Source organism: Stenotrophomonas sp. GD03777 (assembly GCF_029842485.1).
Lineage (GTDB): Bacteria > Pseudomonadota > Gammaproteobacteria > Xanthomonadales > Xanthomonadaceae > Stenotrophomonas > Stenotrophomonas sepilia.
In genome coordinates this window covers 1-21,535 of record NZ_JAOCGL010000023.1, presented here as the reverse complement: position 1 = coordinate 21,535, position 21,535 = coordinate 1, and the positions used below count along the sequence as shown (strand labels likewise).

8 protein-coding genes are annotated in these 21,535 nt (G+C 68.6%); 1 reads left to right on the top strand and 7 read right to left on the bottom strand.

Annotated elements, in window-relative coordinates:
• Positions 1 to 5: 5 nt before the first annotated feature.
• From gspG to purL, 6 genes are all read right to left on the bottom strand, one after another.
• Positions 6 to 449 (bottom strand): type II secretion system major pseudopilin GspG, encoded by a 444-nt coding sequence (gene gspG, locus N5E02_RS07585; protein ID WP_005415225.1) that lies wholly within the window; start codon positions 447 to 449, stop codon positions 6 to 8.
• Positions 450 to 498: 49 nt separating this feature from the next.
• Entirely contained in the window at positions 499 to 1,719 is a 1,221-nt protein-coding gene (locus N5E02_RS07580) for a type II secretion system F family protein (protein WP_065179640.1), read from the bottom strand.
• A 24-nt stretch (positions 1,720 to 1,743) separates the two neighbouring features.
• A complete protein-coding gene (gene gspE / locus N5E02_RS07575; RefSeq protein WP_279946142.1) occupies positions 1,744 to 3,465 on the bottom strand; it encodes a type II secretion system ATPase GspE in 1,722 nt (573 codons plus the stop codon).
• Between the two features lie 136 nt (positions 3,466 to 3,601).
• Positions 3,602 to 5,455: a S8 family serine peptidase gene (locus N5E02_RS07570; protein ID WP_279946145.1), complete on the bottom strand. Its 1,854-nt coding sequence runs from the start codon at positions 5,453 to 5,455 to the stop codon at positions 3,602 to 3,604.
• A 158-nt stretch (positions 5,456 to 5,613) separates the two neighbouring features.
• Positions 5,614 to 13,521 carry an ESPR-type extended signal peptide-containing protein gene (locus N5E02_RS07565; protein WP_279946141.1) on the bottom strand — a complete coding sequence of 2,636 codons (7,908 nt, stop codon included), beginning with the start codon at positions 13,519 to 13,521 and terminating at the stop codon, positions 5,614 to 5,616.
• Positions 13,522 to 13,960: 439 nt separating this feature from the next.
• Positions 13,961 to 17,845 (bottom strand): phosphoribosylformylglycinamidine synthase, encoded by a 3,885-nt coding sequence (gene purL / locus N5E02_RS07560; RefSeq protein WP_138953198.1) that lies wholly within the window; start codon positions 17,843 to 17,845, stop codon positions 13,961 to 13,963.
• A gap of 818 nt (positions 17,846 to 18,663) precedes the next feature.
• Between purL and N5E02_RS07555 the strand changes: the two genes are divergently transcribed.
• Positions 18,664 to 20,763, top strand: a complete 2,100-nt coding sequence (locus N5E02_RS07555) for a glycosyl hydrolase family 18 protein (RefSeq protein WP_053500400.1) — start codon at positions 18,664 to 18,666, stop codon at positions 20,761 to 20,763.
• Between the two features lie 110 nt (positions 20,764 to 20,873).
• Here N5E02_RS07555 and N5E02_RS07550 read toward each other — a convergent pair.
• Positions 20,874 to 21,535, bottom strand: a 662-nt coding sequence (locus tag N5E02_RS07550) for a thioredoxin fold domain-containing protein (protein ID WP_279946139.1), incomplete at its 5' end; no start/stop codon positions are given.

The window sequence follows — 21,535 nt, the reverse complement described above, 5'->3', positions numbered from 1 at the left end:
CGCGGTTACGGCTGGTAGCGGATGTCAGCGTCGACGCTGCTACCGCCGGCCTTGCCATCCTTGCCCAGGCTGACCAGCTCATACGGCTGGCCTTCGCCCGGTGCGCGGTATTCCAGGGCGTGGCCCCACGGGTCGTTCAGGTCGGCCGGCTTGGCGTACGGGCCGAGCCAGCCGCCAACACCGGCCGGTGCGGTCACCAGGTCATTGAGCGAGCCGGGCAGCTTGCCGGTGTCGATCTGGTAGTTGTCGATCTTGGACGCCACGGTCTGCACCTGCGCCTTGGCGATGTTGGCCTTGCCACGGTCGGCACCGCCCAGCACGCGGCTGGCGACCAGGGTCAGCACCGCGCCGATCAGCACGATGACGATGATGATTTCCAGCAGGCTCATGCCCGACTGGTTGCGCGCGGCAGTGAAGGAAAGGCGGATCGGTCGGCGACGGGCAATCATGGACGGTCCTTTCAGTTACGGAGTGTCGGGGTTGCAGGGAGTGCCATCGTCAACCGATGGCATTGGTCAGGTCGTACAGCGGCACCAGCACGGCCACGATCACCGCGCCCACCACCGAGGCCAGCACCAGGGTGATCGCCGGCACCATCGCCGCCAGCAGGCGGTCGATGCGCCGGGCACTATCCTGTTCGAAGGTGTCGGCGGCCTTCAGCAGCATGGTATCGAGGGCGCCGGATTCCTCGCCGACCTGGATCATCTGCAGGGCCAGGCGCGGGAAGCGCTTGCCGCGCGACAGTGCCAGCGACAGGCCGGCACCATTTTTCACTTCATCGGCGGCCGCTTCCACATCGGCGGCCAGCGCGCGGTTGCCCAGTACGTTGCGCGCGATGCCCAGTGCGCCCAGCAGGGGCACGCCGTTGCGCAGCAGGGTGCCCAGCGTGCGCGCCAGGCGCGCGGTCTCCAGTTCACCGACGAGACGGCCGATGCCACGGCGCTGCAGCAGCCAGCCATCCAGCGCCAGCCGGAACGCCGGTTGCCGCGCCTTGCGCTCGAAGAACAGCGCCAGCAGCGCCGGCACCACCAGCAGCAGCACCCACCAGTCGCGCACGAACAGGCCCAGCTGCAGCACCGCATTGGTGAACCACGGCAGCGCCACGTCCAGGCTCTCGTACATCTGCGCGAACTGCGGCACCACGTAGCCAAGCAGGAACAGCAGCGCACCGCCCACCACCACCAGCAGGATCGCCGGGTAGACCAGCGCGTTGATGACCTTGCCCTGCAGCGCGCGGCTGCGCTCCAGGTAGTCGGCCAGGCGTTGCAGGGTTTCATGCAGGCTGCCGCCGGCTTCGCCGGCGCGCACCATGTTCACGTAAAGGCGCGAGAACAGCCCATGCTGGCGTTCCAGCGCGGTGGACAGCGGTGCACCGCCGCGCACCACGTCGCGGATGTCGGTGATCGCGCGGCGCGATCGTTCGTCCTCGGGCAACCCCAGCAGGATCGACAGCGCGCGGTCCAGCGGCTGGCCGGCACCGAGCAGGGTCGCCAGCTGCTGGGTGAACTGCAGCAATGCAGCGCCCTGCAACGGGCGCTGCTGCAGCAGGTTGCGCCAGCTGCTGCCGCCGATCGCGCCGGCGTCGGCCAGCTGCGTCTCCATCGGCAGGTGGCCCTGGTCCTGCAGGCGCGCGATCAGCTCGGCCTCGCTGGCCGCCTCCATCTGCCCGTCGAAGACCTCACCGTGCGGATTGAGCGCCTTGTAGCGGTAGTTCGGCATGTCAGCCCCGGCGTCCTGCACGCATCAGTTTTCCTCGGTCACGCGCAGCACTTCCTCGATGGTGGTCTGTCCGCTCAGCGCCTTGGACAGGCCATCCTCGTACATGGTGCGCATGCCGGCTTCGCGGGCGATGCGCTCGATCTCGCCCATGCCATCGCGACGCATCACCGCACGCCGCAGCGCATCGTTCATCACCAGGAATTCCATGATGGTGGTACGCCCCAGGTAGCCGGTCGGCGCCAGCGCCGAGGGCTTCGGGCGGTAAAGGTGGATCGGTCCCTCCGGCTGCAGGCGGCGCAGCTCGAAGCGTTCGATCTCCTCTGGCGAGGCTGCGTAGCGTTCGGCATGGGTCGGCTCCAGCCGGCGCACCAGGCGCTGGGCGAGGATGCCGTTGATGGTCGAGGTGAGCAGGTAATCCTCCACGCCCATGTCGAGCAGGCGGGTGATGCCACCGGCCGCATTGTTGGTGTGCAGGGTGGACAGCACCAGGTGGCCGGTCAATGCCGACTGGATGGCGATGCGCGCGGTTTCCAGGTCGCGCATTTCACCGATCATGATGATGTCCGGATCCTGGCGGACGATGCTGCGCAGCGCGTTGGCGAAATCCAGGCCGATCTGCGGCTTGGCCTGGATCTGGTTGATGCCCTCGATCTGGTATTCGACCGGATCTTCCACCGTGATGATCTTGACGTCGGCGGTGTTGAGCTGGCTCAGCGCGGTGTACAGCGTGGTGGTCTTGCCCGAGCCGGTCGGGCCGGTCACCAGCAGGATGCCGTGCGGCTGTTCCAGTACCTTGCAGAACTGCGGCAGGAAGGCGTCGGTGAAGCCGAGCCGGTGGAAATCGAAGACCACCGTTTCACGGTCCAGCAGGCGCATCACCACGCTTTCGCCATGCGCGGTGGGCACGGTACTCACGCGAAGGTCCAGCTCCTTGCCCTGCACGCGCAGCATGATGCGGCCGTCCTGCGGCAGGCGGCGCTCGGCGATGTTGAGCCGGGCCATGATCTTGATGCGGCTGATCACCGCGGCGGTGAGATTGGCCGGCGGGCTCTCGCCCTCCATCAGCACGCCATCGACCCGGTAGCGGACCTTCAACCGGCTCTCGAACGGTTCGACATGGATATCCGAAGCGCGCAGTTCCACCGCACGCTGGATAACCAGGTTGACCAGACGGATCACCGGCGCTTCCGAAGCGAGGTCGCGCAGGTGCTCGATATCGTCGACCGCGCCGCCCTCGCCATCGGCGGTTTCCACGATCGCGCCCATCGCGCTGCGGCCCTGGCCGAACCAGCGCTCGACCAGGTCATCGATCTCCGCGCGCATGCCCAGCACCGGTGTCACCGGAACCCCCAGCGCCAACTGCACGGCCTGCTGCGGATAGGCATCGTGGGCATCGGCCAGCCACAGACGCACCCCGTGTTCATTCAACTCCAGCGGGCACACATGGAACTGCTTCAGGAAACGCAGCGACAGCGGTAGCCCTTCGGCCAGCGCCTGCGGCGGGGCCTCCGGCACCTGCTTGCCCTCCAGCAGCGGCAGGCCCAGCACCTCGGCGCTGGCCTGTGCCTGGTCGCGTTCAGACACCAGGCCCAGGCGCACCAGCAGGCCCAGCAGGCTGCCGCCGGCCTCGGCGTGCAGCGGCCGCGCGCGCGCCAGGTCTCCTTCCTTGAGCCGGCCGCGTGCCAGCAGCGCATCCAGGATGCGGCCTTCGGCATCGTCGGTAACGGTTGCAGCGAGCGCGTTCACGTGACTCTCCTGTCAATCGGACCGACTTTAGCAGTTAAGCCATGATTTCCGCCGCCCTGCGGCCAGCTTTCGTAAAAAGACGAAGCCCGTCACACAGGATGACGGGCCTCGGCCGTTCAACTACGACACGTCAGGCTTACTGCGTGGCGAGGATGCTCACGCCGTTGTAGGCCGCTTCGCCCACCACCTTGATGTAGTAGGTGCCTGCCACTGGCTTGTTCACCCGTACCGTTTCGGACGTGCCGGGACGGGTCGACTTGCCATCGTTGTCGCTGGCGCTCGGCTCGCGTCCCTGGGCGATGTAGACGGACACGTTGCCGGTGCCACCGTAGGTGATCACGCTGAGCTGCTTGCCAGCGGCTGCCTCGAAGCTGTACAGGCGGCTGCTGCCAGCCGTACCGTTCAGTCCCCCCACCGCGGCCTTGTTGGTCAGCGGCGTCGCCACCGGCCCGCAGCTCTCGGTGCACGGCTCTTCCAGTGCCTTGGCCAGCGCCGCCTTGGCATCGACGATGCCGGTGCCGATCGGGGTGGCGGCCGGAATGCTGACCGGGAACGGGCGCGCGGTTTCCTTCAGCAGCGTGCGCATCGCGGCGGGGGCCAGCGGATCCTTGCCCTTGGCGATCAGCGCGCTCTGCACCAGTGCAGCAACGGCAGCCACGTGCGGCGAGGCCATCGACGTGCCGCCCATGCCCATGTAGCTGTAGCTGCCTGACTCCGGCGTGGTGGCCGCATCGGAACCGGACTGCCAGACGTAGCCGCCCGGATTGCCATCGACGCTGCCGCCACCACCCGGACCGGACAGGTCCACGCGGGTGCCGTAGTTGGAGTAGTAGGTGATGCCGCCGGTGATGCGGGTGGCGCCGACGGTCACTACGCCGTCGCAACTGGCCGGACGGTACTTGGATGCGTTGTCGGTCTCGTTGCCGGCCGCCACGACCACGGTGGTGCCACGCGAGATCGCGCCATTGATCGCATCCTGGTAGGTTCCGTCACAGCTGCCACTTCCACCCAGGCTCATGTTGATGATCTCGGCCGGGTTGGCATTGGCGGGCACGCCCGCCACGGTGCCGCCGGAGGCCCAGGTGATGGCGTCGGCGATATCGGAAAGGTAGCCACCGCACTTGCCGAGCACGCGGACCGGCAGCACCTTGGCCTTGTGCGCGACACCGGCCATGCCGACGCCGTTGTTGGTCTGCTCGGCCACGGTGCCGGCCACATGGGTACCGTGCCAGGAGCTGTCCTCCGCGACGGAGCCGGTGTAGCACTCATTGTCGTTCTCGACCCAGTCGCCATAGTCCTGCGCGCCCGGCACGCGATCGTTGGTGGCACGGCGCGACGTCTCGGCGTCGCTGATGAAGTCGTAGCCTTCCAGCAGGTTGCCGACCAGGTCCGGGTGCTGCGGCAGGATGCCGGTGTCGAGCACGGCCACCACCACGCCCTCGCCCTGCGATACATCCCACGCCGACGGTGCGTTGATGCCACCGGTGGCGTTGTGCAGGTGCCACTGGTACTGCTGGTAGTACGGATCGTTCGGCGCCAGCGCCGGCTGCACGTCACCGGCGCGCAGCTCGGTGCGGCGCAGCTTCACGTCGGCTTCGGCGTACTGCACGGCCGGGTCGGCCTTCAGCTCCTTCAGCACGCGCTGCAGTTCCGCAGGCGCCAGGCGGCCCTGCAGGCGGATCAGGTCGGCACCGACGCCGAGCTTGCGCACGACCTGCGGGCCAAGCGTGCTGGCGCGGGCGGTGCCACCGGACAGGCTGGCGCGGGTCAGCGCGGACTGCACGGCGGACAGCTTGGCCGAACGGTCGTCCGCCGCAGCGGTGCCAGCACGATACTTGACGATGATGCGCTCGGCGCCCGGCTCGGCGGTGCTGGCCTGGCGCACCGGTTCACGGGTCGGCAACCCGGCGGCGTGGACGGCACCCACCGCGGTCATCGACAGCACGGCGGCGGCAAGCACATTGATGCGAAGGTTCTGCTTCTTGATCACGTCGAAATTCCTCTTCTGGGTCATGGATCGAACCAACACTGCGGCCATCATTCCTTGACGACTCCCGGCCGGCCCAGCCGGGATTGCCGTGACCTCCCCCCAGGCCCTGATTGCAGGTTTGGCGCCGGCGTGGGTGGCCGCCGGCGCAGTGGTTTGGCTTACCAGCCGAAGCCGGCACCAACGCCGACCGAGCTGTCGTCACTGCTGAAGGCACCGCCGAAGGTGACCGTGGCGCGATCGCTGATCGCACGCTGGTAGCCCAGCGACAACGCCGACTCGCCGCCCTGGAAACCGATGCCGACGCCGACCCGGTTCTGGGTGCGGATACCGGCGGCACTGGTGGCCATGTTGAGCATCGCCGCGCTCATGGCGCCCTGGCGGTCGATGCGGCGATCCATGTGGCGCAGGCGCCCGTCGATCTCGCCCTTGAACACATCGAAGCTGTCGGCGACGGCCTGCACGCGGCTGTCGGTGTAGCTGTTGGCAGTGGCCATGCCACGGTCCAGCTGGCCCTTGTTGACGGCGTCGGTGGCAGTGGTGCCGGCGGCGACGTTGGTGACCTGGCGTTCGTTGCCTTCGCTACCGACCGACACGGTGTTGGCACGATCGGCAACCGAGCCCTGGCCCAAAGCCACCGCGTTGGCAGCCGTGGCACTGGCACCCTGGCCGATGGCGGTGGACGAGGCGCCACTGGCCACTGCGCCCTCCCCCATGGCGACGGCATTGAAGCCCGTGGCCGGGGTGCCAACCGGAATCCCGGCACCGGCGGCGGCGGCCGTCGGCGTGCCCTGCACGCGTGCGGTGCTGGCCGGTGCCGCGTCGGCGGTGGCCGGTGCGTCGGCGACGCTGGCCAGTGCGCTTTCATCCAGCGAGGCACTCATCGAACGCAGGCTTGCCGTTCCCGAACGCGTGCCTCCGGCGGTGCGGCGATCGATCTCGCTGACCTTGCGGTCCAGCGCACCGAGCGCATCGCCGACGTTGCTGTAGGTGGCGCCCTGGATCACGTAGTTCGGCGCCACGAACACGCCCTGCATGCCGACGCTGGCGCCACCGCCGAGGAAGCTGGCGGCATCACTGAGCGACTGGAACAACTGCCCGCCATTGATCGCCTGGCGGCTGCCGGCGGCGATGCTGCCGGCACCGACGTTGTCGATGGTGGTGCCCTGGAAGCCGGAGAGGGTCAGGCGATCACGGCTGGCGTCGTCATAGCCGACTGCACTGGCCGCCGTGGTCTCGACCGTCGCGATGCGCGAATCGAAATCACCGACGCGGGTTTCCACTGCGCCCACGCGCTGGTTGGTGACGTTGAGCTGCGAACCGGTGACCGCATCGGTGCTGCCGGCAGCGATGCGGCCGTCGGCCACATTGACGATGCGCCGCGTGGCCGGGCCATCGGTGCCATTGCCGCCGCCGACCGAGACCACGTTGGCATCGAGCGCACGCGAACCCGCCCCCAGAGCCACCGAGTTCGCACCGGACGCGCCGGCGCTGTTGCCCAGTGCAAGCGCACCATTGCCAATGGCCATCGCGTTGGCACCCAGCGCATTGCTGCGTGCACCACTGGCAGTGGCGGCCGAACCGACCGCAGCGGCATCGCTGCCGCTGGCACTGGCGGTACCCGCACCAGTGGCCTTGACGTAGCGTGCGGTGCCATCGGCGGTCGCCGCGACCGCATCGAGCTGGCCACGATTGACTGCATCGGTGCGCTCGGTACCGGCGGCGACACGGGTGATCTGACGATCACTGGTGCTGCTGCCCACTGACACGGTGTTGGCACGATCAGCCACCGAGCCGGCACCCAGTGCGATGCTGCCGGCTGCCGACGCATTGGCGCTGACACCCACTGCGGTGGCATTCGCGCCGGTGGCCTTGCTGCCGTAGCCGACCGCCGTACCAAGCCGGCCACTGGCTTCGGCATAGCTGCCCAGCGCGGAGGCACCGTCAGCCGAGGCGTTGGCGCGGAAGCCGCTGGCCTGCGACTGCGTGCCGCTGGCCGTGGCCTGCGCACCACTGGCGGTGCTGTAGGCACCCTTGGCCTGGGCACCGGTGCCGCTGGCGCTGGCACCGAGTTCGCTGGCGCTGGCGCCGCTGCCCACCGCCACGCTGTCGACACCACTGGCCTGTGCGTTGTTGCCCAGAGCCGCGGCGTTGTTGCCGGTGGCCAGGGCATCGACGCCGACGGCGGTGGCGTTGACGGCCATGGCATTGGCTCCGCTGCCCAGCGCGGTGGCGCCGTTGCCGACGGCGTTGGCCGCGTTACCGGCGGCCAGTGCGTTGTCGCCGTCGACCAGGGCACCGGCTTCGCCGTCGGCGTTGCCGCTGGCCTGGAACTGCCGGGCAGTCCTGTCGGCAACGCTGGCAACCGCGTCCAGCTGGCCCTTGTTCACCGCGTCGGTGGCCTCGGTGCCGGCTGCCACATGCGTCACCTGGCGCTCACCGCCCGCGGTGCCCACGGCCACGGTATTGTCGCGCTCGGCCTTGGAGCCGGCGCCCAGCGCCACGCTGTTCAACCCACTGGCGGTGGCACTGGCGCCCAGTGCCGTGCCATCTGCGGCATCCGCCCACGAATTCCAGCCGATCGCGGTGGCGTAATCTTCGGTCGCCCAGGCGCCGGCACCGAAGGCCGCCGCGCCGGTGCCGCTGGCACGCGACGGGATCAAGCCGAAGAAGGTGCTGCCACCAATGGCCACGCTCTCCTCGCCACTGGCCTCGCTGGACTGGCCCACGGCCACGGCACCGGTACCGGCTGCGGCGGCACCGAAGCCGACCGCGGTGGTGTTGGCCCCGCTGGCGGCCGAGCCGTAGCCCAACGCGGTGCCGAGGCGTCCGCTCGCTTCGGCATAGCCACCGACGGCGGTGGCGCCATCGGCAGAGGCGGCACTGCGGAAGCCACTGGCCAGTGCCTGCGTGCCGCTGGCGTTGGATTCGGTGCCGGTCGCGGTGCTGTACGCACCACTGGCCTGCGCACGCGCCCCTACCGCGCTGGCGCCGAGCTCGCTGGCGCTGGCGCCGGTACCGAGCGCAAGGCTGTCTTCGCCGGTGGCCTGTGCGGTACTGCCCAGTGCTGCGGCGTTGTTGCCGGTGGCCAGCGCATCGATGCCGACCGCCGTGGCGTTGGCGGCCAGTGCATTGGCGCCGCTGCCGAGTGCGGTGGCACCGTTGCCGATGGCGTTGGCCGCATCACCGGCCGCCAGCGCGTTGTCACCCTCGACCAGGGCGCCGGTTTCACCCTCGGCGTTGCCACTGGCCTGGAACTGCCTGCTGGTCTTCTCCGCTGCTGCGGCTACGGCGTCAAGCTGGTTCTTGTTGACCGCATCATTGCCCTGCGTGCCATCGGCCACGTTGGTGATCTGGCGGGTGTTGCCAGCACCGCCTACCGACACGGTGTTGTCACGGTCCGCGATCGAATCGGCACCCAGCGCCACGCTGTTGGCAGCGCGCGATTCGGCGGCGTTGCCCAGTGCGGTGCTGTTGATGCCGCCGGACCAGGCGCCGCCACCGACGGCGGTGGAGTAATTGCCCGATGCTTCGGTGGCCAGCACGCCAAACAGCGAACCACCGACGGCGACGCTGTTGGTGCCAGTGGCCAGGCTACCCTGGCCGGTGGCGGTGCTGTAGGCACCCGACGCCTCGGAGTCGCCGCCCAGCGCCACGCTGTTGGAACCGGTGGCACTGGCGAAGTTGCCGAAAGCGGTGGCGTTGAACGCCGATGCCTGGGAATAGCCACCGATGGCGGTGCTGTAGCCACCGGTCGCTTCGGCGCCGATGCCGAACGCTGCCGACGCCGTGCCGCTGGCGACGCTTTCGCTGCCGACCGCGGTGGCGCCGCTGCCGCTGGCATTGCTGAAGTAGCCCACCGCCACGGCTTCCTCGCCGGAGGCTTCGGACAACACACCGTTGGCGGTACTGCCGGCACCACTGGCGATGCTGGCGGCACCGAACGCCGCGCTCTGCTCGCCGCTGGCTTCGCTTTCCGCACCCTGCGCGGTGGCGTACTCACCGGTCGCCTGTGCGTTGGCACCGACGGCGCTGGCGTTGGCGGCGCTGGCCAGCGCGTTGAAACCGATCGCCTGCGCGTTGTTGGCCAGCGCATTGGCACCACTGCCGAGTGCGGTGGCACCGTTGCCGATGGCGTTGGCCGCATCACCGGCGGCCAGCGCGTTGTCACCGTCCACCAGCGCACCGGCCACGTCACCGCCGCTGCCACTGGCCTGGAAGAAGCGGCTGGTGGTGGTGGCGGTACTCGCGACCGCATCCAGCTGCGCCTTGTTCACCGCATCGGTGGCCTGGGTGCCAGCGGCGACGTTGGTGATCTGCCGCTCGTTGCCGGTGCTGCCGACCGACACGCTGCGGGCGCGGTTGGCAACCGAGCCGGCGCCGAGCGCGACAGCGTTGCTGGCGCTGGCGTTGCTACCGGCCCCGAGCGCGATCGCGCTTTCACCACCGGCCACCGTGTTGGTGCCGATGGCAATGCTGTTGAGGCTGTTACCCAGCGCCTGGAAGCCCAGCGCCACGCTGTTGTCGCCATAGCCGAAGGCACCACGGCCGACTGCGGTTGAGCTGGCACCATTGGCCCAGCTGTTGTAGCCGATGGAGGTTGCGCCACTGCCGCTGGCCCATGCCGCGTTGCCGAACGCCGAGGCGTTGGTGGCGGTGGCCCATGCACCGGAACCGAAGGCGCTCGCACCACTGGCCGTGGCCCAGCTGTAGCCACCGACAGCGGTGCTGTCATCGCTGCTGGCGAAGGCGCTGTCACCGACCGCAACGGCATAGCTGCCGGTCGCACGCGACTTGCCGCCGGCCGCGAAGCTGTTGTCGCCGCTGGCCTTGGCGGCATTGCCGAACGCGCTGCTCACGGCACCGGTGGCCTGCGCACCGCTGCCGACCGCCGTGGCATCGGCAACCGCCGTGGTGCCCACCTGTTGCGCCTTTCCGTCGGCGCCGATGATCGGCTGGTTGTACTCGTCGTAGGCCTGTCCGAGGCCACCGATGGCAACACCGCCGTTGCCGGTGGCGCTGCTGTTGCGACCCACCGCCACGCTGTCATCACCGATCGCTGACGCGGCAGCGCCATGTGCAACTGCACCAGCACCGACCGCGTTGCTCGAGGAGCCGGCCGCAACCGCACCTTCGCCCTCGGCGAACGCACCGGCATCACTGCCCGCTTCGGGCTGTGCCTGGAAGAAGCGCGCGGTGCCGTCGGCGGTGCTGGCCACAGCGTCCAGCTGCGCCTTGTTCACTGCATCCGTCGCCTGCGTACCCGCGGCCACGCTGACGATCTGGCGTTCATTGCCATTGGTGCCCACGGCCACCGTATTGGCCCGATTGGAGCCCGAATAGGCGCCCAGCGCGACACTGTTTTCGGCGCCAGCGGTGGCGTAGTAGCCGATGGCCGTGCTGTCCTTGCCGATGGCCCAGGTCTGCGCGCCCAGTGCACTGGCGTTGTCGCCTGCGGCATAAGCGAAGTAACCCAGCGCGGTGGATTCCGCGCCCACTGCTTCGGTGAAGCTGCCGTTGGCCAACGAACGGTCACCACTGGCGACCGCACCGCCGCCTACCGCGGTGGAGGACACACCGCTGGCCCGCGTCTGCACATACAGGCCCATGCCCGGCACGATGTCGGCCGGGCCACCGATGGCGACGCTGCCGGCGCCGGTGGCGCTGCTCTGCGTTCCCAGGGCGGTGGCGTTGCTGCCACTGGCGGTGGCCGCCGCGCCGAAGGCCGCGCTGCCCTGCCCCGAAGCCAGCGCATTGCTGCCGACGGCAGTGGCGCTCTGCGCGATGGCGACGGCGCCCGCACCCAGTGCACTGGTGCCATTGCCGATCGCGTTGGCCGCCTCGCCGGCGGCCAGCGCATCTTCGCCTTCGGCCAGCGCACCGGCATCGCTGTTGCTGCTGCCGGTGGCCTGGAAGTGCTTGGCGGTGGCATCAGCCACGGCAGCGACGCCCTTCAACTGGGCCAGATTGACCGCATCGGTGGCTTCACTGCCCGCGGCAACGCTGGTGATCTGCCGTTCGTTGCCTGCGCTGCCGACCGCTACGCTGTTGGCGCGGACAGCTTCGGAATTCGCGCCGAGCGCGACGCTGTTGGCACCACGTGCAGTGGCGTAGTAGCCCACCGCGGTGCTCTGCGCACCGCTGGCCCAGGTCTGCGCACCGAGCGCGCTGGCATTCTCACCCGGGGCATAGGCGAAGTAGCCCACGGCGATGGATTCCGCACCGGAAGCTTCGGTCAGGCTGCCGTTGGCCACCGCACGATCACCGCTGGCGATAGCGCCGGCGCCGACCGCGGTGGCGGCTTCGCCGCTGGCCTGGGTCTGCACGAAGAAGCCCAGGCCCGGAATCAGGTCGGCCGGGCCGCCGATGGCGACGCTGCTGCTACCAGTGGCCGTACTCTGCGTACCCAGTGCGGTGGAATAGTCGCCGATGGCATTGGCGACCGCACCGAATGCGGACGACTGCGCACCGGCGGCATACGCGCCAACGCCGTAGGACGACGCCGCAAATCCACTGGCTTCGGCACTGGCGCCGACTGCGGTGCCACCGACACCTGCGCTGGTGGCGCCGGTTTCCACCGGCACGCCGCCACTGGTGATCAGCGGATTGCCATCGGCATCCACCGCAGCACCACCGACGGCGACACTGCCCGGGCCGTTGGCCTGTGCGTTGTTGCCGAACGCGGCGCTGTCCTGGCCCGACGCCAGCGCGTTGTTGCCGACGGCGGTGGCGTTCTGCGCAACGGCCGTGGCGCCGGCACCCACGGCGGTGGTGCCGTTGCCGATGGCGTTGGCCGCCTCGCCGGCCGCCAGTGCCTCGTCACCTTCGGCCAGCGCGCCGGCGTCGCTGTTGCTGCTGCCAGTGGCCTGGAAACGCTTGGCCGTGGCATCGGCCACGGCGGCCACGTTCTTCAACTGGCCGACATTGACCGCGTCGGTATCTTCAGTACCCGCAGCGACGCTGGTGATCTGCCGGGTCAGGCCATATTCGGCGGCGCCGACAGAGACGGTATCGACGCGGTCGGCCAGCGAGCCGGCGCCCAGCGCCACGCTGCCGGTGGCAACCGCCGCCGAGTTGGACCCCAGCGCGGTGCTGTACTCACCGACGGCGGTGCTGAACGCACCCACCGCGATTGATGCTTCATTGGCGGCAGTGGCGCCGCGGCCCAGTGCGGTACTGCCCGGGCCCATCGCCACGGCACCGCCACCCACGGCAGTTGCGCCATCGGCGGTGGCTTCGGACAGCGCACCCAGGGCGGTGGCCGCGCCATTCTCGCTTGCAGCGTAGGCACTGGCGCCGACGGCGGTGTCACCAAGACCGAACGCGGCAGCACTCTGCCCGACCACCACGCTGGCGTCACCGATTGCCAATGCGCCCTGGCCGAACGCGCTGGCGCCCAGGCCGGCGGCAATCGCCTGGGTACCGATGGCGGTGGTGGCATTGGCCAACGACTGCGCACCGGCGCCCGCTGCAACCGCGCCCTGCCCGTCGATCTTCGCCGCGTCGCTGTCATCACCTGCGCCATCGGCCTTGAAATAGCGGTTTCCATCTGCGGCGACATCCGCCAGCGCGGCCTGCGTGGCGCGCGCCTGCGCATCCAGCTGTGACTTGTTCACCGCATCGGTGGCCTGGGTACCAGCGGCCACGTTGGTGATCTGCCGTTCCTTGCCGGCGTCGCCGACGGACACGGTATTGGCCCGCGCTGCTTTGGAGCCAGCGCCCAGCGCCACGCTGTTGGCGGCGCTGGCATTGCTGTTGCTGCCGATCGCCACCGCGTTGCTGCCCTTGGCCGTGGCCGAGCCTTCGATCAGGCACTTTTCCAGCAGCTTGCCGCTGAACGCGACGCAGGTAGCGCTGCCGCCGATCTGCACTGACTGTGCAATGGCGGAACCGCTCATGCCCAATCCCAGTACCAGGCCCAGTGCCACCGCCAACAGCGCGGGCGTGGCCTGTGTCGTATCGCGGCGCTGGTCGACAACACCACCGCTGCTGTCGGAGGAGGCCAGTTCCGAGGCCACCACCAACTGACCCAATGCTTTGTTCCAGACCTTGCGATAAATCCGATTCATCGGTACGGCTCCTGATTGGACTGGTTTTGGGCAAAGCAACGCCACCGCCGGGCCTTGTGGCCCAACGTCCCCTGGGGGCGTTTATTCGCGTGATTTACTGCGGGGTATTGCCGAACGGCGCGCAGCGACAGAAAACCGAGCGCGTGCGCCGAGCGGTTACTGCGGAATGAATGGTTCTGAAACGGGGTTCAAGTGTTAACGGCAACTTTGCAGATCGTCAAGACTTTGACACGACAAATGCTATTGCCGTGAAGCAGTTCACCATTTCACGTGTTTATAAAAGTATTTTGTTAGGTACACGTGACGGACCGCTGGCGCATGAAAACCGATGTAACTAGCGGGCGCGACAAGGGTTTCACGCGTGCAAAGAAAAACCCGCCGACGAAGCGGCGGGTTTTTCCATACGCGGTGGCATTGCGGCCTGCGCGGAACGATGCGATCAGCCGCACCATACCCGCGCGTTGCGGAACATGCGCATCCACGGCGAATCACCCTGCCATTCCGCCGGTGCCCAGCTCAGGTTGAGCGCGCGCGGGGTACGTTCCGGGTGCGGCATCATGATGGTGACGCGGCCGTCGCTGCTGGTCAGGCCGGTGATGCCGTCCGGCGAACCGTTCGGGTTCAGCGGGTACTGGCTGGCCACCTTGCCATTGCCATCGATGTAGCGCAGCGAGACACGTGCAGCAGCCTGGTCGACGGCATTGTCGAACACGGCCTGGCCTTCACCATGCGCCACCGCCACCTGCAGGCGCGAGCCGGCCATGCCACGCAGCAGGATCGACGGCGATTCCACCACTTCCAGCAGCGCGGTGCGGGCTTCGAACTGCTCGCTGGCGTTGCGACGGAACTGCGGCCAGTGCTCGGCACCCGGAATGATGTTCTTCAGCTGGCTCATCATCTGGCAGCCGTTGCATACGCCCAGCGCGAAGCTGTCTTCGCGCGCGAAGAACGCGGCGAAGGCATCACGCAGTGCGCTGCGCTCCAGGATCGAGGTGGCCCAGCCACGGCCGGCACCGAGCACGTCGCCATAGCTGAAGCCACCACAGGCCACCAGGCCGGTGAAATCCTGCAGGGCCACGCGGCCTTCAATCAGGTCGCTCATGTGCACGTCGAAGGCACGGAAGCCGGCACGCTCGAAGGCGTTGGCCATTTCGATCTGGCCGTTGACGCCCTGCTCGCGCAGCACCGCCACGCGCGGACGCGCACCGCTGCTGATGAACGGTGCCGCCACATCCTCGTTGAGGTCAAAGCTGAGCTTCGGCTTCAGGCCCGGTGCGTTGAAGGCACGCGCGATCTCGCGCTCGGCATCGGCATTGGCCGGGTTGTCGCGGCGCTTCTGCATCGCGTGGGTGACCGACCACCAGGCATCGAACAAGGCCTCCCAGCGCCACTCGGCCAGGTTCTCGCCGCCCAGCGACACGCGCACCACCGGTGCGGTGGTTGGCTTGGCGATGCGCTGCGCGCATTCGGTCAATGCATGGCGTTCAACCAGGTCGGCAAACGCTGCACGGTCTTCGCGCGCGATCTGCACCACCGCGCCCAGTTCTTCGTTGAAGAGGCTGCGGAACGGATCGTCACCCCAGGCATCGAGGGCGATGTCCAGGCCCAGGCGCGAGGTGAAGGCCATTTCGCACAGCGCGGCGAAAGCACCGCCGTCGCTGCGGTCGTGATAGGCCAGCAGCAGGCCGGACTGGCGTGCATCGCGGATCAGCTCGAAGAAACCCCGCAGGCGCTGCGGATCGTCCAGGTCCGGGGCGGCACCGGCGAAGGCCGGCAGGTCGCCGTGGTCGGCATGCACCTGGGCCAGGATCGAACCCCCCAGGCGCTGCTTGCCGGCACCGAGGCCGATCAGCCACAGCTCGCTGTCCACCTCCCGGTCGAGCAGCGGGGTCAACTGCTGGCGCACGTCGGCGACCGGCGCGAACGCCGAGATCACCAGCGACACCGGCGACACACTCTTGTGCGCTTCACCCTGGTCGTGCCACTGCGCCTGCATTGACAGCGAGTCCTTGCCCACCGGGATGCTGATGTCCAGCTGCGGGCAGAGTTCCATGCCCACCGCCTTCACCGCGTCGTACAGCAGCGCGTCTTCGCCTGGGTGACCGGCCGCGGCCATCCAGTTCGCCGACAGCTTGATCTCATCCAGCGCATCGACCGGGGCCGCGCACAGGTTGGTCAGCGCTTCGCCCACCGCCATGCGTGCCGAAGCAGCGGCATCGAGCAGGGCCAGCGGGGTGCGCTCGCCGATCGACATCGCCTCACCGGCTACGCCGTCGAAGTCGGCCAGGGTGATTGCCACGTCGGCCACCGGCAGCTGCCACGGGCCGACCATCTGCTCGCGCGCGGTCAGGCCGCCGACGCTGCGATCACCGATGGTGACCAGGAAGTTCTTCGAGGCCACGGTCGGGTGCGCGAGCACGCGCAGGCCGGCTTCCTGCAGGTCCAGGCCACCGGTCTTCAGCGCCGGCCAGCGCGGTGCCGGCGGGTGCGCGGTATCGCGGTGCATCTTCGGCGGCTTGCCGAACAGCACGTCCATCGGCAGGTCGATCGGTGCATCGGCCGGGGTGTGGCCCGGCACGGCACCGTAGGCCACCACCAGATGTTCCTCGGCGGTGGCCACACCGACCGCAGCGAACGGGCAGCGCTCGCGGGCGCACAGCGCGGCGAACTCGGCCAGGCGTTCCTGGGCCACGCCCAGCACGTAGCGTTCCTGCGACTCGTTGCACCACAGCTGCATCGGCGACAGCGACGGATCATCGGTGGGCACCTTGCCCAGGTCGATGACACCACCGACGTTCGAGTCGTGCAGCAGTTCGGGGATGGCGTTGGACAGGCCACCGGCGCCGACGTCGTGGAAGAACTTGATCGGGTTGTTGGCGCCCATCGCCACGCAGCGGTCGATGACCTCCTGGCAGCGGCGCTCCATTTCCGGGTTGTCGCGCTGCACGCTGGCGAAGTCCAGGTCCTCGGCGCTTTCACCGGAGGCCACCGAACTGGCCGCACCGCCGCCCAGGCCGATCAGCATCGCCGGGCCACCCAGCACGATCACCGCATCACCGGCCTGCAGCGGGATCTTGTCGACCTGCACGCGGTCGATCGCGCCGAGGCCACCGGCCAGCATGATCGGCTTGTCGTAGGCGCGCACCAGATCGGCGCCTTCCGGCAGCTCGAAGCTGCGGAAGTAGCCGAGCAGGTTCGGGCGGCCGAACTCGTTGTTGAACGCGGCGCCACCGAGCGGGCCGTCGGTCATGATTTCCAGCGCCGGTGCCATGCGCGGGTTCAGCGCGCGCGGCGCCTCCCACGGCTGCGGCAATTCCGGAATGCGCAGGTGCGAGACCGAGAAGCCGGTCAGGCCCGCCTTCGGCTTGCCACCGCGGCCGGTCGCGCCTTCGTCGCGGATCTCGCCACCCGCGCCGGTCGAGGCGCCCGGGAACGGTGCGATCGCGGTTGGGTGGTTGTGGGTTTCCACCTTGATCTGGAAGGCACTGGGCACCTGCGCTTCGCGGCGGTATTCGCCACTGGCCGGATCGGGGCGATAGCGCGAGGCCGGATGGCCTTCGATCACCGCGGCATTGTCGCTGTACGCGCTGAGCGTGTGCTGCGGGGTCTGCTGGTGGGTGTTCTTGATCATCCGGAACAGCGAGCGGTCCTGCTCCTGGCCGTCGATGGTCCAGCTGGCGTTGAAGATCTTGTGGCGGCAGTGCTCGGAATTGGCCTGCGCGAACATCATCAGTTCCACGTCCGACGGCGAGCGGCCCAGCGCGGTGAAGCGTTCACGCAGGTAGTCGATCTCGTCCTGGGCCATGGCCAGGCCGAGGCGCTGGTTGGCGGCCTCCAGCTGGTCCACCGGCACGCGTTCCAGCTCGCCACGCGCCGGCGCCGAGAACAGCGCCTGGCCCTGCTCCACGGTCTCCAGCACCGACTGCGTCATCGGGTCGTGCAGCGCCTTGACCAGCGCCTGCTGAGCGTCGGCATCGGCCGGCCAGCCCTGCACGTCGATGCGCAGGCCACGTTCGACCCGGCTGACCGGCTGGCCGGCACCGCGGACCAGTTCGGTGGCCTTGCTCGACCAGGGCGACAGCGTGCCCAGGCGCGGCACCACGATGCGGCTGACTGCGCCTTCGGCCACGGCTTCGGCCTGCGGCGCCGCTTCGAGGATGCGGCACAGCGTGGTCAGGTCGGGGGCGGCGCTGCCTTCGGGCTGCACGAAGTAGACGTGCCAGGCGCCGCTGATGCGCAGGGAGGGAGCGATGGACTGCAGGCGGGATTCAAGACGTTCGCGGCGGAACGGCGACAGGGCGGGCGCGCCCTCGAGGACCATCATGTCCGGGGAACCGTAGTTGGGAAACGGGCCCGACATTGTACCGGAAGCGGGGGGTGGGCTTTGGCCGGGCGGCGCCCGGCACCCGCCGAGGCCACGGCCGAAGCAACGGCAACGGCCAAAGCAACAGCAAGAGCTGGCTTCTGTGAGCTTGCGGGGCGGTGGGAGCCAGCAGGACACGCCGTAAACCCATCCATGGGGGCTCGATGGCGCCATCCATGGCGCCAACGGTCCTGCTGGCTCCCACCACCCCGCCCCGACAGTTTCCCGCGATCTGCGGCCATGCGTGGACGCTTCCCGGTAGTGCCGGCCGCTGGCCGGCAACCAGGAAATGTCAGAAATCAGGCATTGAAGAGCGCAGCGACCGGCTTTTGCCTTTGTTTTTTTCTTCTGTCTTTCGTGGCTGGCCGCGCAGGAACCTGTCCGTGGCCGGGCGGGTGGGCTGCGCAGGGGCGTGAGCCGCATGGATGCGGCGACCGAGCTTACATGGACGTACTTGCAGCGCCCCCTACGCAGCCCACCCGCCCGGCCAACCCCCAGAAATCCGCTGTTCGCGGCAAGCCCCAGCCACGAGGGGGCTCCGCCGATGGCCGCCGACCGCGCGCCAGCGCCGCTTTCCGCCCAAATCGCCGAACCATGCGCTTGCTCACGGATTGACCACGCAATTGATGACAACGTTGTCCCCACCTGGTGCCGGACTCTCTCCCCGGCCTCCCAGGTGCCTCCGTCCGGCCCCTCCGTCGCCTTCCCGGGCGATGCCCGGACCTGCGTCACGCGCGGCGCCATCGGGGCCCGCGCGCCCTTTGATCGGAGACTCACCCATGTACGACCCGATTGTGCGCAGTGCCGAACGTTCGACCCGAAGCTGTCGTCCCCGCCATCTGGCCTGGCTGCTTGCCCTGGCCGCCGGCAGCGCCGCCCTGCCCGGCCTGGCGCAGGCTGCCAGCTGTGCCGGCGTGGCCCAGTGGGACCAGGCCAAGATCTACCGGGCCGGCGATACCCTGCAGAAAGGAGGCGTCCTCTATCGGGCGAACCAGGACATCTGGAACGCGCCACCGGACCATCCGGCCGGCGCGCCCTACTACACCAACCTCGGTGCCTGCGATGGCAGCGGCACCAACCAGCCGCCGGTGGTCAGCCTGACCTCGCCGGCCAACGGCGCCACCTTCAGTGCCGGCAGCACGGTCAACGTGACCGCCACCGCCAGCGATCCGGACGGCAGCGTCGCCAAGGTCGAATTCTTCCGCGACGGCAGCACGCTCGGCGTGGCCACCAGTGCGCCGTATGCGGCCAGCTGGACCAATGCCAGCGCCGGCAGCCACACCCTGCGTGCGGTCGCTACCGACAACAACAACGCCACCAGCAGCACCGCGACCATCACCATCACCGTCAACGCTGCCGGTGGCGATACCACCGCGCCGAGCGTGCCCGGCGGGCTGGCGGCCGGAACGCGCACTGCCAACAGCATCGCGCTCAGCTGGAGCCCATCCACCGACAACACCGGTGGCAGTGGCCTGGCCGGCTATGACGTGTACCGTAACGGAAGCCTGGTCGGTTCGCCGTCCAGTGCCAGCTATGTGGATGGGGGGCTGACCGCATCGACCACCTACCGTTACCGCGTGCGGGCGCGCGACAACGCCGGCAACGCGTCGGCGCAGGGCACCGAGATCAGCGCCACCACGCTGGCCGGTGACGGTGGCACCACCGGCAAGCGGGTCATCGGTTACTTCACGCAGTGGGGCATCTACGGCCGCAACTACCGGGTCAAGAACATCGACAGCAGCGGTTCGGCGGCGCGCCTGACCCACATCAACTACGCGTTCGGCAACGTGCGCAACAACCGCTGCGAAGTCGGCATCACCCAGCCGTCGGATCCGAACAGCGGTGCCGGTGGCGATGCCTTCGCCGACTACACCAAGGCCTTCAGTGCCGCCGAGAGTGTCAGCGGCAGCGCCGATACCTGGGACCAGCCGCTGCGCGGCAACTGGAACCAGCTCAAGCAGCTCAAGGCCAAGTACCCGAACCTGAAGGTACTGATCTCGCTGGGTGGCTGGACCTGGTCGCGCGGCTTCTCCAGCGCGGCGCGCCCGGAAAACCGCCAGGCCTTCGTTGCCTCGTGCATCGACGCCTACATCAAGGGCAACCTGCCGGTGACCGACGGTGCCGGCGGCGCCGGTGCGGCGCTGGGCGTGTTCGACGGCATCGACATCGACTGGGAATACCCGGTGGCCTGCGGCATCGAATGCGGCAAGCCGGAAGACAACGCCAACTTCACCGCGCTGATGGCCGAGTTCCGCCGCCAGCTCGATGCGGTGCGTCCGGGCCTGTTGCTGACGGTGGCGGTGGGTGCCGGCATCGACAAGATCCGCGTCACAGATCCGGCGGCGTACCACCCGTACCTGGACTACATCAACGTGATGACCTACGACTTCCACGGCGCGTGGGATGCGAAGACCAATCACCAGTCGGCGCTGTTCGATTCGCCGAATGATCCGTCCACCGGCGACCAGAAGCTGTACAACAGCAACGACGCCATCGAGGCCTTCATCAGCCGTGGCGTGCCCGCCGCCAAGCTCAACCTGGGCATCGGCTACTACGGGCGTGGCTGGACCGGCGTGGCCAATGCCAACAACGGCCTGTACCAGACCGCCAGCGGTGCCGCCCCGGGCACGTATGAAGCCGGCATCGAGGACTGGAAGGTGCTGAAGAACCTGGCGTGGCCGGGCTACACCGACAACACCGCCGGTGCCACCTGGATCTACAACGGCAGCACGCTGTGGAGCTTCGACACCCCGGCCAACATCACCCGCAAGATGGGTTACGTGAAGACCCAGGGCCTGGGCGGCGCGTTCGTCTGGGAGTTCAGCGGTGACGATGCGCAGGGCACGCTGACCAAGGCAGTCAGTGATGGCCTGAAATAAGGGAAAAGCCGGGGGCGCATTTTGCGCCCCCGGCCTCTGATCTGTAGAGCCGAGCCCATGCTCGGCTGATGTTTCCGCAGTCGAGCATGGCTCGACTCCACAATTCTGCGTCAGCGCTTGGCCGACAGCTTCTCCAACGCCGCACGCAGCTGTGCCGGCGGCAGGTAGCCGCCCAGCTGGGTGCCGTCCGGCGCGAAGATCGCCGGCGTACCATTCACGCCCAGCTGCTGGCCCAGCGCGTACTGCATCGCCACCGGATTGGTGCAGTTCCTGGCGGGAACGTTGCCGCCGCGCTTGGCGTTGGTCAGCGCCTGGCGACGATCCGCTGCACACCAGACCGAAATCATGTCGGTGTAGTCCTTGCTGCCCAGGCCCATGCGCGGGAACGCCAGGTACTCGACGGTGATGCCGTTGCGGTTGAGCTCGGCGATGTCCTGGTGCAGCTTGCGGCAGTAACCACACTCGATGTCGGTGAACACGCTGATGGTGTACTTGGCGTTCGGCGCGGCGAACACGATGCGATCGCTGTGGTTGGCCTTGGCCAGCAGGCCGCGGCGATAGCCGAGCAGGCCTTCGCTGTTGGCCGGGCCCTTGGCGCGGGTGTCGTAGGGCTGAGACTGGAACAGGTAGCGGCCGTCATCGGACACATACAGAAGCTGGCCTGAAACGACGACCTCGCGGAAGCCGGGGAACGGCGCGGCGCCAATGTAGTCCACCTGGAAACCGGGGTTCAACGCGGTCAATGCGGCGCGTACCGCCTGGTCGGCCGGCG